Genomic DNA, 14,042 nt, shown 5'->3' on the forward strand with positions numbered 1-14,042 from the left:
AGATCAATTTAGGGATCGCCGCAAACGCTTTGTAGGACACCGATAAAAACTGGGAGAGAAAACTTCGAACGCCTCGGGCGTGTCCTCTCGACCGCTCCGAGTCTACCGCCGAGGCGTCCAGAGGTCGGGCCAGAACAGGCCGATCTCCTGGGCGAGTTGCCTCACAGTCGGCAGACTGAGGCCGAGCACGGTGAGGTGGTCGCCGTCGAGCCGGTCGACGAAGGCTCCGCCGTAGCCGTCGATCGTCAGCGCCCCGGCGACATGGAACGGCTCCTCGGTGGCGATGTAGGCCTCGAGCTCCTCGGGAGTCGGGGTGCCGATGAGCACGGCCGTCGACGAACGGGCCGAGCGGAGGTCGCGCAGCGCCAGCGGTTCGTCGGTGCTCGCGCGTTCGAGGAGGGCCAGCGAATGCCCCGTGTGCAGGGTCGTCCACTCACCGGCCATGTCGGCCCACACCTCGCGGGTCCTCTCCGCCGTCCCGGGTTTGCCGATCGCCTGGCCTCGATGTTCGAGCAGGGAGTCTCCGGCGATGACGACGCAGCTGAGCTCGTCTGCGAGCGGGGCAGGCAGGGAACCGGGCGGCATCGCGGCGATGCGGTCGACGACGGCGCGGGCCTTCGCCTCGGACAGGGCCGTGGTGAGGTCACCGACGCCGCCGGAGAACGTCTCCTCGATCGCATCCTCGTCGACCTCGGAGACGATGACGGTCGGCTCGATACCGGAAGCCGTGAGGATCGCGCGCCGCGACGGTGACTGCGAGGCGAGGACGACCGGGATCATCCGGCTCGGCCCTCGGTCTGCGGGTCGACCGGGTCGTCGGCAGCGGTCTCCGACGCTGTGTCCTCTGACATGACGCCCTCGGGCATGACGTCCTCGGACGCGACGGTCCCGGCGGCGTCCGACGCTGCGGCCGTGTCCTCGGGCGTCTCGCGGGTGTCGTCGGGAATGTCATGGGAGCGATCGACGGCGATGGGGGCCTCGAGACGTTCGGCGATCGCCGAGAGCACGGTGGAGGCCAGCTGGGCGTAGCCGAGCGCACTGGGGAACCGCCCCGACTCGTTGAGCAGGGACTTCCGGGTCGTGCCGGTGAGCGACCCGGTGGCCTGCAGGGGCACGGCCCGAGCCGAGAGCGCTGCCAGCCACTGGGAGCCGGCGAGGACCCGGGAGGAGCGGCGCAGGGTGGTCTTGAGCGGGTCGCGCAGCCCCGGCAGTCCGCCGAGGTTGGGGCAGACGAGGACGAAGACGGTATAGCGGCCCTCCCGCTGGAGGCGGTTGATCGCCTGGTTGAGTGCGGGAATGCCGATCGGTCCGTGGATGGGATGGATGACGTCGCCGGTGCCGATCGAGATGATCGCGAACCGCCGACGGTCCGACGACGGATCAGACCCGTGGCGGGCGAGCCGACCGGAGCTGAGTATCTCATCGACCTGCTCGGAGAGGGTGTCCGAGAGTGCCGAGGGGCGGGCGGTCGACTGCACGCGCACCGCGGTGCCCAACAGTCGGGCGAGTCCGCGTCCGATGAGCATGGCCGGGGTGTCGGCGGGGTCGTCGACGTCGATGCCGCACACCCAGGAGTCGCCGATGACGGCGAGTGAGGCGGTGCCGCCGTCGTCGTGATCCGGCGGGGCGGAGACCTCCTCGGCGATCGTGGGGAAGGGGCGATCGCCGTCGCCGTCGAAGCCGCGACGCAGGGACGAGGCCTGGTGGCGGAGCAGACCGGCGGCGGAGGCGCCGATGCCGACAGCCGTCCCTGTCATAGTGGCAACGGCGTAGAGCATGCGCTTGCCCACGAGAATCACCCTCCCTCTCGGGTCATCATTCCACCTCGAACGCGTCGTGACCAACTATTGTTGGAGCATGTCAGAGAACGAGAACACGCCGTCGCCGAACCGGCTGCGCGCCGCCTGGGCCTCGCATCGCCGAGGACACGCCGACGCGCAGCCGACCAGCGACGAAGGCCATGCGGGAGAGATCGATCCCGTGGAGATCGCCCATTCCCGGATCGAATCCGCATCCGAACCCTACGTGTCCCCGGGGCTGCGGGTCGCCGCCGCCTGGTCGTGGCGCTCGATCGTCGTCCTCGTGGCGATCGGGGTGGCGTTCTGGCTGCTCGCGAAGGTCTGGCACGTCCTCCTCCCGGTGCTCATCGCGCTCCTGCTCACGGCCCTGCTCGCGCCGCTGACGGGGTGGATGACGAAGAAGGGGATGCCGCGGGTGCTCGCGACGATCATCGCGTTCTTCGGATTCATCATCGTCGTCGCCGGACTCTTCACGCTCGTCGGCCAGCAGATCTACTCCGGGATGCCCGATCTCGTCGGTCAGGTGATGACCGGTTTCTCGAGCATCAGCAGCTGGCTGGCCCACAATCCCTTCGGCCTCGACTCGACGACGATCTCCGGCTACATCGACGACGGGGTGAAGTCGGCGACGGACTTCCTGCAGAACAACAGCTCGCAGCTGCTCGGGGGAGCGTGGGAGGCGACCTCCTCGGTGGGCTCGTTCCTCGCGGGACTGCTCCTGTGCCTGTTCACGACCTTCTTCTTCCTCTACGACGGCAAGCGGATCTTCCGCTGGGTGATGAACCTGCTGCCGGTGCCGGCCCAGCCGGTGGCCATCGGCGCCGCCCAGCGCGGCTGGACGACGCTGACCCAGTACGTGCGGGTGCAGATCCTCGTCGCCGCCGTCGATGCGATCGGCATCGGCATCGGCGCGGCGATCCTCGGCATCCCGCTCGTCATCCCGCTGACGCTGCTCGTCTTCCTCGCCTCGTTCATCCCGATCGTCGGTGCGATCGCCTCGGGCGTCGTCGCCGTCGTCGTCGCGCTCGTGTCGAACGGATTCGTCGCGGCGCTGATCATGCTCGCCGTCGTCATCGGCGTCCAGCAGCTCGAAGGCCACGTCCTCCAGCCGTTCCTCATGGGCAAGGCCGTGTCCGTCCATCCTCTCGCCGTCGTCCTCGCGGTCGCCGCCGGCGGCTTCCTCTACGGCATCGTCGGTGCGCTCTTCGCGGTGCCTGCCGTGGCGGTGATCAACACCGTCGTCAGCTACATCGTCCACGCCAACGGCCCCCGCGGAGGCGGGCCGCTGGACGAAGCCGAGCCCGACACCGAGGCGGAGGCCGTCCTCGAAACCGCGAAGGACAAGCTCGCCGAGGCGATCGACGACGCGGGCGCCGACCACTCCGCCGCACACGCCGCCGGCGGGGATTCCTCAAGTGCGGACGGGGCCGGCGACTCCGCGGGCGCGAACGCAGCCGGGGACTCCGCGGACGCGGCCGGGGCGAAGGGCGTGCAGCCCCCAGGCGCGTCGGGCACATCCGGCACCGGCACCTCCGGGGATTCCGACACCCCCAAGGAATCCGACGCCCCAGAGGGCAAGGAACCTCCGCAGGGCCGCTGAGACACACAACCGCTCGCCAGAAGTCCACACGCGATGGTCATATCCAGCGCGTGTGGACTTCTGTCGAGCGGTTGCCTGCGTGGGGCTCCAGGTACCGGCCCGCGGACGACTCTCCGCACGTCTTCGGGCACGAGTGTCGGCGCAGATCTTCGGGCACGAGCGCCGAGACACGCGTCTGAGGGCAGACATTGAGAAGACCGGTGGGCGGGTGCGATCGCACCCGCCCACCGGTCTTCTCTGCGAGGTCAGCTCAGCCGGAGAAGGCCTCGATGTTCGTCACCTCGACGGCGATCTCCTTGCCGTTGGGGGCTTCGTAGCTCGTCTTGTCGCCCACGGCGACGCCGAGCACGGCCGCGCCGAGCGGCGACTTCTCCGAGAACACGTCGATGTCGGAGTCGCCGGCGATCTCACGGCTGCCGAGCAGGAAGCGCATCTCGTTTCCGGCGACCTTCGCGGTCACGACGGAGCCGGGGGAGACGGTCTTGCCGTCGCTCTCGCTCTCTCCGACCTTCGCCGAGCGCAGCAGCTGCTCGAGCTGGCGGATGCGAGCCTCCTGCTTGCCCTGTTCTTCGCGTGCCGCGTGATAGCCGCCGTTCTCCTTCAAGTCACCCTCGTCGCGGGCGGCTTCGATTTTCTCAGCAATCTCTGCACGTCCCGGTCCGGAGAGGTGTTCAAGTTCCTTCGACAGGCGGTCGAAGGCTTCCTGGGTCAACCATGTCTCTTCCTGGGTGACATCCTCGGTCATGACTTCTCCTTCTTCGGTTCGATGCGCTGACGGCACGTCAGGCAACGAAAAACCGGGCGTGGGATACGCCCGGGCGGTGAATGAAACTACAGTCTAACCCATTTCGCGAGGATTACGATGATCTGGGTCACGATTCGGGCACCCTCGCGGGGAACTCCCATCGGCGTCGCCGTCAGGGAGGATGCACCTCGGCGACGGCAGGGAAGCTTGCGCGATGCCTGCCTCAGCGATGTCGCGACGACAACGAGGTCACTCGAACCAGCAGGCGTCCGCGTGGCCGGAGGAGGCGAGCTGGGTGGTGGCGAGGTCGACGGTGATCGGCCGCGGCTTGGTGGGATCGGCCTGCGGGTCGGCGTCGAGGCTGACCTCGGTGAAGCCGACGATCGCCTCGTTGCTGTTCGTGGCTTGGACGATGCAGTGGACGCTGCGCTCACGGTCCGGGTAGAGGGCCACGGTCACCGTGGTGCTCGCGGAATCGTTGACCGTGTACTCGACGGTCTGCGGATCGTTCGGCTTCGTCGGGGGCTGGAAGGCGACGACGCCGATGATGATGACGACGATGGCAATGACGGCTGTGCCGATGATCGTCGCCCTGCGGCTGAGGCGACGTCGCGGGGTGCGGGCGCGCCCGTAGCGGTCGCCCTGCGGTTCTGCGGCTGTAACCTCAGTCATTGAATTCCTCATCTGTCACTCTCGCGCACTAATCTAGAGTAGTCGATCCGTGATCTGCGATCATGCTCAGGCACGGACAGAGTGAGGAACGGCTCAGCGCCGAACCGAGAGGGGACCACCGAGAAATGACTGCGCTTCCATATCGCGGGCTGCGTCTGCTGGCTGTCCATGCGCACCCCGACGACGAATCGTCGAAGGGCGCTGCCACGAGTGCGAAGTACGCGGACCTCGGCGCACGGGTCCTCATCGCGACGATGACCGGCGGGGAGGCCGGAGACATCCTCAACCCAGCGCTCCTGCAGTCGCCGAAGGCCACCCGTGACATCGCGGGTCTGCGTCGCGAGGAGATGGCCTCGGCCGCCGCGGCGCTCGGCGCCGAACACGTCTGGGTCGGCCACGTCGACTCCGGTCTGCCCGAGGGCGACTTCGAGACCGAGATCCCCGCCGGCTGCTTCTACCGGGTGCCCGACGAGATCGCGATGCTCCCGCTCGTCCACATCATCCGGCAGTTCCGGCCCCAGGTCGTGACCACGTATGACGAGCTCGGCGGTTACCCTCATCCCGACCACATCAAGAACCATGCGGTGACGATGGCGGCCGTCGAGGCTGCGGCCGACCCCGAGGCGCACCCTGAGCTCGGAGAGCCGTGGGCGGTGCAGAAGGTCTACTACAACCAGGACCTGTCGGCGAAGAAGTGGATCACCATCCACGAGAAGATGGAGGCCGCCGGCCTCGAGTCGCCGTTCGCCGAGCACATCGAGGACTTCAAGAAGCGCGACGCCGAACGCGTCAACTGGCTCTCCACGCGCATCGACTGCGGTGAGTACTTCGGCGCCCGCGATCGGGCCCTGATCTCCCACGCCACGCAGATCGATCCCGAAGGCGGTTTCTTCTCCGCCTCACGCAAGGCCGCACGCACCTACTGGCCGACCGAGGAGTTCGAGATCGCCGTCGACCGCACCGGACGCGAACCGATGACCCCGGGCGTGGACTTCCAGGAGTCCGACCTCTTCGCCGGGGTCCGTTTCGACGACGGCCGCGTCGTTCCTGCCGAGGGGATGCTGCCCGCTTCGCCCGCCGACGACCGCCTTGAAGGAGAGAGCGCATGACCGCAGCGATGGAGATCCTCGCCGCCCCCGCGACGATGCTGGCCGCCGGCACCGCGACCCCGAGCGGGGGACCCGACCCGGACCTCGTCACCCCGGGCACGATCGGCTTCCTCACGACCTTCGGGATCGTCGTCATCGCGATCTTCCTCATCCGCGACGCGCTCAAGCGGGTGCGCCGGGTGCGGGCCCGTTCCCGGGCCAGCGACGCCTACCCGATCCCGCTGCGCAAGTATGCGGTGCCCAATCAGTCGAAGCTCTCCGGGGCCAACGCACCTCAGTCGGTCATCGACGGCACGGAGACTCCGACAGGGGAGCGCATTCCCGCCGACCCCGGACCAGGCGATTCGGCGTCAGCGGATGCTCCTAGCTCCGCCGAGGCGGCCGGGAGCGACAGTGCGGCCGAGTCCGATGCGGACCGCGGAGCGGGCTCCGAAAAGTCGTGAACGCAGACCGATTCGATTGACCTGACTCCGGCCCGGTCACAGCACAGCCTCGGTCACAGCACAGCGGGGGGGGGGGGGGGGGNGCAGACGACTGGTCCGGCCCGTGCCGCGGTAGCGGCGACAGCAGGCTGCAAGCTCGGCCGCCCATGACCCCAGCCGGCCACGGCTTCAGTAGGCGCCGACGGCGGCGAAGGCAACGGCCTGCGTATTCGGTCGCGTGCAGGCTCAGTAGGCGGCGACGGCGGCGACGAGGAGTGCCGCGAGGTGGCAGCCATAGCCGGCGATCGTGAGGATGTGGAAGATCTCGTGGAAGCCCAGCCACTTCGGGGCCGGATTCGGCTTCTTGATGCCGTAGATCACGGCACCGGCGATGTAGCACACCCCGCCGGCGACGACGAGGATGCCGACGGTGGGCAGGGTCGCCCAGATCTGCGGGATGTACCCCACTCCGGCGATGCCGAAGCCGACGTAGATGGGAACGAAGAGCCACCTCGGCGCGGTGGTGAAGATCGTCCGGAACGCCACCCCGAGTGCTGCGGCACCCCAGAGGACCGACAGGAGCACGATCGCCTGTCGGGGCTCAAGCATGAGCACGGCCAGCGGGGTGTACGTGCCCGCGGTGATGAGGAAGATGTTCGCGTGGTCGAGACGGCGGAGGACGAGTCTGGCCTTCGTCCGCCAGCGGCCGCGATGATAGACGGCCGAGGTGCCGAAGAGGAGCATGCCGGTGACGGCGAAGACGGAGGCGGCCAGCCGTGATTCGATCGTCGGGGAGATGATGACGAGGGCGAAGCCCCCGAGCATCGCCACGGGGAACGCCCCGGCGTGGAACCAGCCGCGCAGCTTGGGCTTGACCTGCCCGGCGAGTTTGCCGAGTTCGCTGCGCAGAGCCGATCGGCGGCGGGCGATGCGCAGCGGATGCGGGGCGCGGGCAGGGTGCTTCCGACTGTCGGACGCGGGACGATCGAGCGCGGGCGGGTCCGTGACGGGAGCGTTCATGGGATCAATCTATCCGGATCTCCTGGCAGGATGGCGATAGGCCCATGTGGTGGTCATGAGCGTCCGCAGTGCGACCCGGTCGGCACCGGTCGGGGCCGTCGCAGGTGAGGCCGTCCGGGGATAGTACTCTGTATGGTGTTCGACCGACCGATGGGCATGGGGAAAGAGGACGTCGTGGCGCGACCGATGAGTCTGCTCTACCGTCTCTATGAGCGGAGGCTGCTGCGCGAGCTCGAGACCTCGGTGCCCGTCCCCAGGCACGTCGGCGTGATCACCGACGGCAACCGCCGCTGGGCGAAGGAGTTCGGGGCGACGACCGCCGACGGGCATCGGGCGGGGGCCGACAAGATCGTCGAGTTCCTCGGCTGGTGCCAGGAGGTCGACGTCGAGATCGTCACCCTCTATGTGCTCTCGAAGGAGAACCTCGCCCGGTCCGCCGACGAGGTGGCCGTGCTCATCGAGATCATCTCCGACATGGTCGAGCGGATCGCGAAGCTCGACGACGTGTGGGTCCAGCTCGTCGGTGACCTCGAGATCCTCCCACCCGATCTGCGGCAGCGACTCGAAGCGGCGGCATCCTCGGGTGAGGGCGGCATGCGCGTCAACGTCGCCGTCGGCTACGGAGGGCGGCAGGAGATCGTCAACGCCGTGAAGTCCCTGCTGCGCACCCGGCAGGACGAGGGCACCGATCTCGAGACGATCATCGCCGAACTCTCACCCGAGCAGATCGGCGCGCACCTCTACACGAAGGGCCAGCCCGACCCGGACCTCATCATCCGCTCCTCCGGCGAGCAGCGGCTCTCGGGCTTCCTCATGTGGCAGTCGGCGTACTCCGAGTTCTACTTCTGCGAGACGTACTGGCCGGACTTCCGCCGCACCGACTTCCTCCGCGCCGTCCGCGACTACGGTCTGCGCCAGCGCCGCTTCGGCCGGTAGGTCTGTCGCCTGCTCGGCCCGTCAGGGTCTGTCAGGGCCCGCCGTGGCGTCTCCTCTGCCTCACTACAGCTTCTCGGCGACGAAGACCCATTCCCTCCCGGTCCGGTCGGCTGCGTCCCTGACCTCGCGGACGGCGAATCCCGTCTGCTCCAGCGCCGAGGTGATCTCCGCCTTCTCGTGGAAGCGCAGTCGGGACTGCGAGCCGATCATGTCCCCGGTGTCTGCGAATCGGTAGAGATGGGTGAAGGCGACGAAGGGCAGGTCGATCTGGCCGAGGGCGAAGGTCTCGGTGACCTCGCCGATGCCCTCGATCGTGAGGGTCCGCGGTGCCCGCCCAGCCCAGTCCGCCCACGGTCTCACTTCCGGGATCCGGGACTCGAAGACGAGATGACCTCCTGGCCGCAGGCCCCGGGCGCAGTCGGCGAACACCCCGCGCAGCTCGTCGAGGCCGAGGAAGACCTGGGCGACGTTGCCTGTCATCGTCACCAGGTCGGCGTCGAGTGCGGGGATGTCCGCTGACGTGCCGCGCCGGAAGTCGACGTCGGCGGATGCGGATGCGGCGGCCGCCTCGGCGAAGTCGATCGAGGCCTGGGCCGGGTCGATCCCGATGACCCGGAGTCCGGCGGCGGCGAGGGTGCGGGCGAAGACGCCGGTGCCGCACCCGAGGTCGACGACGGTGCGGGCGGAGAACTCCTCGGCGATCGCCCGATAGGCCTCGAGATCGTCACGGTCTCCGTCGAAGGCGTTGTAGACGGCGACGAGCTGCGGGTTCGCGAAGATCGCATCGGGCATGGGCCGAAACTAGCACAGGTGCCTTGCCTCGGTCGCACCCGATCCCATTCACTCGATGTTCACGACGCGACTTGGCAGAAAGTGCGTGCCGCAACGAGAAGTCGCCGCGATCGGGGATAGGTTGACAGTAGTTGGTCGACACCAACCCGGGGTTCGGGTGATGTCAGGATTCGGACCTCGGCGCTACGTACGCCACAGGGGTCCCCATGGCCGAAAAGGTCCACACATACGTTCTCGACACCTCGGTGCTTCTCTCGGATCCGGGAGCACTGCTGAGATTCGCAGAGCATCACATCGTCATCCCTCTCGTCGTCGTCTCGGAGCTCGAGGCAAAGCGGCACCATCCTGAACTCGGCTTCACCGCGCGCAAGGCGCTGCACATCCTCGACGACTTCCGCTCCGACTACGACCGGCTCGACGAGCCGATCCCCGTCGGCGATGCCGGGGGAACGGTCCGGGTCGAACTCAACCACGTCGACGCCACGACGATGCCGGTCGGCTTCGACCGGTCGGAGAACGACACCCGCATCCTCGCCGTCGCCCGGAACCTCGCCGCGGAGGGCCATGACGTCGTCGTCGTGACCAAGGACGTGCCGATGCGGGTGAAGGCCTCGGCGCTCGGCCTCCAGGCCGAGGAGTACCTGGCCGAGCTCGCGACGGATTCGGGCTTCACGGGGATGAGCGAACTCGCACTCGGGGACGAGGAGATGTCGGAGTTCTACGACTCCGGGTCGATCACCACCGATGCCGTGGCCGACGAGGTCGTCAACACCGGCGTCGTCATCACCTCGCCCAGGGGGTCGGCGCTGGGCCGGGTGCGGAGGAACAACACGGTGAGCCTGGTGCGCGGGGATCGCGACATCTTCGGCGTCCACGGCCGCTCGGCCGAGCAGCGGGTGGCCATCGACATGCTCCTCGACGATGATCTGGGCATCGTCTCCCTGGGAGGGCGAGCGGGAACGGGGAAGTCCGCGCTCGCCCTCATGGCGGGACTGCAGAAGGTGCTCGAGGAGAACAAGCACTCGAAGATTATGGTCTTCCGTCCCCTCTACGCCGTCGGCGGCCAGAACCTCGGCTACCTGCCCGGCAGCGAGGGGGAGAAGATGAATCCGTGGGCCGAGGCGGTCTTCGACACGCTCAGCGCCCTGGTGTCGAAGAACGTCATCGACGAGGTCGTCAACCGCGGCATCCTCGAGGTGCTGCCGCTGACCCACATCCGCGGCCGCTCCCTCCACGATGCGTTCGTCATCGTCGACGAGGCACAGTCGCTCGAGCGCAACGTCCTGCTCACGGTGCTCTCACGCATCGGGATGAACTCGAAGGTCGTGCTCACCCACGATGTCGCCCAGCGCGACAACCTGCGGGTGGGACGCCATGACGGCATCGCCGCGGTGATCGAGAAGCTCAAGGGGCACGAGCTCTTCTCGCATGTCACGCTCACCCGTTCGGAGCGTTCGGAGATCGCCGCCCTGGTCACCGATGTCCTCGAGGAGTTCGATCCCTTCCGGTCGTAGGGTCGCCTCGCCGAGGTGGGGAGAGCAGAGAGCACCGGGGCGGTCGGTTGACCGCGCCGGTGCTCTCACTCCGAGGGTGTCGGAAACTTACTTGTAGGTGCCGATCATCGTTGTGACGTCGAGCGCCTTGTCGAGGTCGGCCTCGGTGATCGAACCGTTCTCGACGAAGCCGAGGTCGATCGTCGCTTCCTTGACGGTCATCTTGTTCGCCACGGCGTGCTTGGCGATCTTCGCCGCCGCCTCGTAGCCGATGACCTTGTTGAGCGGGGTGACGATCGAGGGGCTCGCCTCTGCGAGGAAGCGGGCGCGTTCGACGTTCGCGGTCAGCCCGTCGATCATCTTCTCCGCCATCACGGTCGAGGCGTTGGCGAGGAGGCGGATCGACTCGAGGAGGTTCGAGGCCATGACGGGGATGCCGACGTTGAGCTCGAATGCGCCGTTCGTCGACGACAGCGCCACGGTCGTGTCGTTGCCGATGACCTGGGCTGCGACCTGGATCGTGGCCTCGCAGATGACCGGGTTGACCTTGCCGGGCATGATCGAGGAACCGGGCTGGAGGTCCGGGATCGCGATCTCGCCGAGGCCGGTGTTCGGGCCCGAACCCATCCACCGCAGGTCGTTGCAGATCTTCATGTAGCCGTAGGCGATCGTGCGCAGCTGACCCGAGGCCTCGATGAGACCGTCGCGGTTGGCCTGCGCCTCGAAGTGGTTGCGCGCCTCGGTGATCGGCAGGCCGGTCTCCTCGGCGAGGATCTCGACGACCCGTGCCGAGAACCCGTCGGGGGTGTTGATGCCCGTGCCCACGGCGGTCCCGCCCTGCGGAACCTCGGCAACGCGGGGGAGTGCGGACTCGATGCGCTCGATGCCGTAGCGGACCTGAGCGGCGTAGCCGCCGAACTCCTGGCCCAGGGTCACCGGGGTGGCGTCCATGAGGTGCGTGCGACCGGACTTGACGACCGTGGCGAACTCCTCAGCCTTCTTCTCCAGCGAGGTCGCCAGCGTGTCCATCGCCGGGATGAGGGTATTGACCAGGGCATTCGTCACGGCCACGTGCACCGAGGTGGGGAAGACGTCGTTCGACGACTGCGAGGCGTTGACATGGTCGTTGGGGTGGACGCTGATGCCCTTGTCGGCCAGGGCCTTCGAGGCCAGGGTGGCGAGCACCTCGTTGGTGTTCATGTTCGACGAGGTGCCCGAACCGGTCTGGAAGACGTCGATCGGGAAGTCGGCATCGTACTTGCCGGCGATGACCTCATCGGCGGCGTTCTGGATCGCTTCGGCACGGTCGGCGTCGAGGACGCCGAGTTCGAGGTTGGCCTTCGCCGCAGCCTTCTTCACCTGCGCGAGCGCGTGGATGTGGGCGGGTTCGAGGGTCTTGCCGGAGATCGGGAAGTTCTCCACGGCCCGCTGCGTCTGCGCGCCGTAGAGGGCGTCCTTGGGGACCTTCACCTCTCCCATGGTGTCGTGTTCGATGCGAAACTCTTCGCTCATGCGTTGCACGGTCCTTTCGGTGATGAGTGCGCCCGCGCCTGAGCGGGAAGTCCCGCCCGGCCGCGGAACCGGGTCAGGAGGCGTAGGACGAGACCGCGGCCTCGTCGCCCCCGTACTGGGCGACGACGGTCGTGTGACCGTCGTGGAGCTGATAGGTCATGCCGACGATGATGAGTCGCCCCTCATCGACGGCACGCGAGATCAGGGTCGAGAGCTGCATGATCTTCTCGACCGTGTCGATGGTGTTCTGCACGACGGTCTCGTTGACCGTCGTCCGGTTGTTCTTCCGTGCCCGGGCGACCGTGGGCAGGATGCGGGCCACGACGTCGGAGATGAACCCGGGCGGAGTGTCACCGGTGTCGTAGGCGTTGTAGGCCGCGGTCACCGCCCCGCAGCTGTCGTGGCCGAGGACGACGAGCAGCGGAGTGCCGAGGATCTCGACCCCGTACTCGAGCGACCCGAGGGTGACCGGGTCGACGACCTGGCCGGCGTTGCGGACGACGAACATGTCGCCGAGGCCGACGTCGAAGATCATCTCCGCGGCCACCCGGGAGTCGGCGCAGCCGAAGAGGGAGACGAACGGCGTCTGGTCGGCGCTCACCGCCTCACGGCGGGTGATGTCCTGGTTGGGATGTTCGGGCTCATCGTTGACGAAGCGACGATTGCCTTCCTGCAAGCGCTTCCAAGCCTGGTTGGGCATGACGTCCTGACCTGCTTCCGACGGTGGATGGGTGAGTGAGAGCGTCGCAGTCTCAGACGAGACCGCGACGGGCTGCTTCCTCGGCGGCTTCGACGTACGAGCGGGTCTTCGCGGCCTGGTGCTCGGCGAAGACCGAGCGGACCGTGCCCGACTTCGAGCGCATGACCAGCGAATGCGTGGTCACGTGACCGCCTTGGAACTTCACCCCGTCGAGGAGGTCGCCGTTGGTGATGCCGGTGGCCACGAAGTAGCAGTTGTCCCCGGTGACGAGATCGTCGGTGCCGAGCACCTTGTCGACGTCGAGACCTGCCTTGGCCGCCGCCTCGCGCTCACTGTCGTCCTGCGGCCAGAGGCGGCCCTGGATGACGCCGCCGAGGGCCTTGATGGCGCACGCGGTGATGATGCCCTCGGGGGTGCCGCCGATGCCCATGAGCATGTCGACGCCCGTGTCCGGGCGGCAGGCGGCGATCGCACCGGCGACGTCGCCGTCGGTGATGAGGCGGATGCGGGCGCCGGCGGCGCGGATCTCAGCGATCATCTCCTCGTGGCGGGGACGGTCGAGGATCATCACCGTCACCGAGGCGGGATCCTTCGTTCCCTTGGCCTTGGCGACGCGGCGGATGTTCTCCGCGATCGGCAGGCGCAGGTCGACGGCGTCAGCGGCATCGGGGCCGGTGACGAGCTTCTCCATGTAGAACACGGCCGAAGGGTCGTACATCGCGCCGTCTTCGGTCACCGCCATGACGGAGATCGCGTTGGGCATGCCGAGCGCGGTCAGGCGGGTGCCGTCGATGGGATCGACGGCGACGTCGCAGCGGGCACCGCCGCCGTCGCCGACCTGTTCGCCGTTGAAGAGCATGGGCGCTTCGTCCTTCTCGCCTTCGCCGATGACGACGGTGCCGGCCATGCGGACGGAGGAGATGACGTTGCGCATCGCGGCCACGGCTGCGCCGTCGGCGGCGTTCTTGTCACCACGGCCCACCCAGGGGGCGGCGGCGATGGCTGCGGCTTCGGTGACTCGCACGAGTTCGAGGGCGAGGTTGCGGTCGGGGGCTCCGGCTCCGACCTGAGCCTGCTGTGACCATTCGTCGGTCACTGCGACCGGTGGCGCCTCGGCGTCCACGCGGCCCCGGTCATGATGCGATTTCACGTCAACTGTGTCCTGGGAGTCACTCATGCCTCCAATTGTGCCACCCTCGGCAGGCGGGGGAGGACATCGGAGTGCGCTGGGACACGGGCTCA

At 67.9% G+C, this 14,042-nt stretch carries 14 protein-coding genes; 5 read left to right on the forward strand and 9 right to left on the reverse strand.

Annotated features, from left to right (window positions below):
- Positions 1 to 102 precede the first annotated feature (102 nt).
- Both AAHA49_RS01100 and AAHA49_RS01105 read right to left on the reverse strand, forming a co-directional pair.
- A complete protein-coding gene (locus tag AAHA49_RS01100) occupies positions 103 to 780 on the reverse strand; it encodes a Maf family protein (protein ID WP_339393022.1) in 678 nt (225 codons plus the stop codon).
- Positions 777 to 1,757, reverse strand: a complete 981-nt coding sequence (locus AAHA49_RS01105; RefSeq protein ID WP_339393023.1) for an SGNH/GDSL hydrolase family protein — start codon at positions 1,755 to 1,757, stop codon at positions 777 to 779. The genes AAHA49_RS01100 and AAHA49_RS01105 overlap by 4 nt, the downstream gene beginning before the upstream one ends.
- Before the next feature lie 100 nt (positions 1,758 to 1,857).
- Between AAHA49_RS01105 and AAHA49_RS01110 the strand changes: the two genes are divergently transcribed.
- A complete protein-coding gene (locus tag AAHA49_RS01110) occupies positions 1,858 to 3,399 on the forward strand; it encodes an AI-2E family transporter (protein WP_342036895.1) in 1,542 nt (513 codons plus the stop codon).
- Between the two features lie 250 nt (positions 3,400 to 3,649).
- Here AAHA49_RS01110 and greA read toward each other — a convergent pair whose 3' ends face one another.
- Positions 3,650 to 4,144 carry a transcription elongation factor GreA gene (gene greA / locus AAHA49_RS01115; RefSeq protein ID WP_339394040.1) on the reverse strand — a complete coding sequence of 165 codons (495 nt, stop codon included), beginning with the start codon at positions 4,142 to 4,144 and terminating at the stop codon, positions 3,650 to 3,652.
- Positions 4,145 to 4,393: 249 nt separating this feature from the next.
- Complete coding sequence (locus AAHA49_RS01120; protein WP_339394038.1) at positions 4,394 to 4,816, reverse strand: DUF4307 domain-containing protein; 423 nt, start codon at positions 4,814 to 4,816, stop codon at positions 4,394 to 4,396.
- Between the two features lie 125 nt (positions 4,817 to 4,941).
- On the opposite strand from AAHA49_RS01120, the gene mca reads away from it, so the two are divergent.
- Together mca and AAHA49_RS01130 are read left to right on the forward strand one after the other, a co-directional pair.
- Positions 4,942 to 5,925, forward strand: coding sequence for a mycothiol conjugate amidase Mca (mca, locus tag AAHA49_RS01125; protein ID WP_342036896.1), 984 nt, complete (start codon positions 4,942 to 4,944; stop codon positions 5,923 to 5,925).
- Positions 5,922 to 6,368: a hypothetical protein gene (locus tag AAHA49_RS01130; protein ID WP_342036897.1), complete on the forward strand. Its 447-nt coding sequence runs from the start codon at positions 5,922 to 5,924 to the stop codon at positions 6,366 to 6,368. The genes mca and AAHA49_RS01130 overlap by 4 nt, the downstream gene beginning before the upstream one ends.
- A gap of 225 nt (positions 6,369 to 6,593) precedes the next feature.
- On the opposite strand, the gene trhA is transcribed toward AAHA49_RS01130, so the two are convergent.
- Positions 6,594 to 7,367 (reverse strand): PAQR family membrane homeostasis protein TrhA, encoded by a 774-nt coding sequence (gene trhA, locus AAHA49_RS01135; RefSeq protein WP_342036898.1) that lies wholly within the window; start codon positions 7,365 to 7,367, stop codon positions 6,594 to 6,596.
- A 132-nt stretch (positions 7,368 to 7,499) separates the two neighbouring features.
- On the opposite strand from trhA, the gene AAHA49_RS01140 reads away from it, so the two are divergent.
- Positions 7,500 to 8,303 (forward strand): isoprenyl transferase, encoded by an 804-nt coding sequence (locus tag AAHA49_RS01140; protein ID WP_342036899.1) that lies wholly within the window; start codon positions 7,500 to 7,502, stop codon positions 8,301 to 8,303.
- A 63-nt stretch (positions 8,304 to 8,366) separates the two neighbouring features.
- Here the strand turns inward: AAHA49_RS01140 and AAHA49_RS01145 are convergent, their stop codons facing one another.
- Positions 8,367 to 9,095, reverse strand: coding sequence for a class I SAM-dependent methyltransferase (locus AAHA49_RS01145; protein ID WP_342036900.1), 729 nt, complete (start codon positions 9,093 to 9,095; stop codon positions 8,367 to 8,369).
- 206 nt (positions 9,096 to 9,301) lie between these two features.
- Between AAHA49_RS01145 and phoH2 the strand changes: the two genes are divergently transcribed.
- On the forward strand, positions 9,302 to 10,609 hold the full coding sequence (gene phoH2, locus AAHA49_RS01150; protein ID WP_339394032.1) for an RNA 5'-3' helicase PhoH2: 1,308 nt from the start codon (positions 9,302 to 9,304) through the stop codon (positions 10,607 to 10,609).
- An 87-nt stretch (positions 10,610 to 10,696) separates the two neighbouring features.
- Here the strand turns inward: phoH2 and AAHA49_RS01155 are convergent, their stop codons facing one another.
- The 3 genes from AAHA49_RS01155 to glpX form a co-directional block, all read right to left on the reverse strand.
- The gene (locus AAHA49_RS01155; RefSeq protein ID WP_342036901.1) at positions 10,697 to 12,100 is read right to left on the reverse strand and encodes a class II fumarate hydratase; all 1,404 of its coding nucleotides are present in this window, start codon (positions 12,098 to 12,100) and stop codon (positions 10,697 to 10,699) included.
- A 73-nt stretch (positions 12,101 to 12,173) separates the two neighbouring features.
- Entirely contained in the window at positions 12,174 to 12,800 is a 627-nt protein-coding gene (locus AAHA49_RS01160) for a carbonic anhydrase (protein WP_009374893.1), read from the reverse strand.
- A 52-nt stretch (positions 12,801 to 12,852) separates the two neighbouring features.
- A complete protein-coding gene (gene glpX, locus AAHA49_RS01165; protein ID WP_342036902.1) occupies positions 12,853 to 13,977 on the reverse strand; it encodes a class II fructose-bisphosphatase in 1,125 nt (374 codons plus the stop codon).
- Positions 13,978 to 14,042: the final 65 nt, after the last annotated feature.

Source organism: Brevibacterium ammoniilyticum, from assembly GCF_038429965.1.
GTDB classification, from domain to species: Bacteria; Actinomycetota; Actinomycetes; order Actinomycetales; family Brevibacteriaceae; genus Brevibacterium; species Brevibacterium ammoniilyticum.

Coding starts and splice junctions, on each gene's coding strand:
- AAHA49_RS01130 (WP_342036897.1), top strand. CDS start 5,922: ATGACCGCAGCGATGGAGATCCTCGCCGCCCCCGCGACGATGCTGGCC.
- AAHA49_RS01160 (WP_009374893.1), bottom strand. CDS start 12,800: ATGCCCAACCAGGCTTGGAAGCGCTTGCAGGAAGGCAATCGTCGCTTC.
- AAHA49_RS01145 (WP_342036900.1), bottom strand. CDS start 9,095: ATGCCCGATGCGATCTTCGCGAACCCGCAGCTCGTCGCCGTCTACAAC.
- AAHA49_RS01155 (WP_342036901.1), bottom strand. CDS start 12,100: ATGAGCGAAGAGTTTCGCATCGAACACGACACCATGGGAGAGGTGAAG.
- phoH2 (WP_339394032.1), top strand. CDS start 9,302: ATGGCCGAAAAGGTCCACACATACGTTCTCGACACCTCGGTGCTTCTC.
- AAHA49_RS01120 (WP_339394038.1), bottom strand. CDS start 4,816: ATGACTGAGGTTACAGCCGCAGAACCGCAGGGCGACCGCTACGGGCGC.
- glpX (WP_342036902.1), bottom strand. CDS start 13,977: ATGAGTGACTCCCAGGACACAGTTGACGTGAAATCGCATCATGACCGG.
- greA (WP_339394040.1), bottom strand. CDS start 4,144: ATGACCGAGGATGTCACCCAGGAAGAGACATGGTTGACCCAGGAAGCC.
- AAHA49_RS01140 (WP_342036899.1), top strand. CDS start 7,500: ATGGTGTTCGACCGACCGATGGGCATGGGGAAAGAGGACGTCGTGGCG.
- AAHA49_RS01105 (WP_339393023.1), bottom strand. CDS start 1,757: ATGACAGGGACGGCTGTCGGCATCGGCGCCTCCGCCGCCGGTCTGCTC.
- trhA (WP_342036898.1), bottom strand. CDS start 7,367: ATGAACGCTCCCGTCACGGACCCGCCCGCGCTCGATCGTCCCGCGTCC.
- AAHA49_RS01100 (WP_339393022.1), bottom strand. CDS start 780: ATGATCCCGGTCGTCCTCGCCTCGCAGTCACCGTCGCGGCGCGCGATC.
- mca (WP_342036896.1), top strand. CDS start 4,942: ATGACTGCGCTTCCATATCGCGGGCTGCGTCTGCTGGCTGTCCATGCG.
- AAHA49_RS01110 (WP_342036895.1), top strand. CDS start 1,858: ATGTCAGAGAACGAGAACACGCCGTCGCCGAACCGGCTGCGCGCCGCC.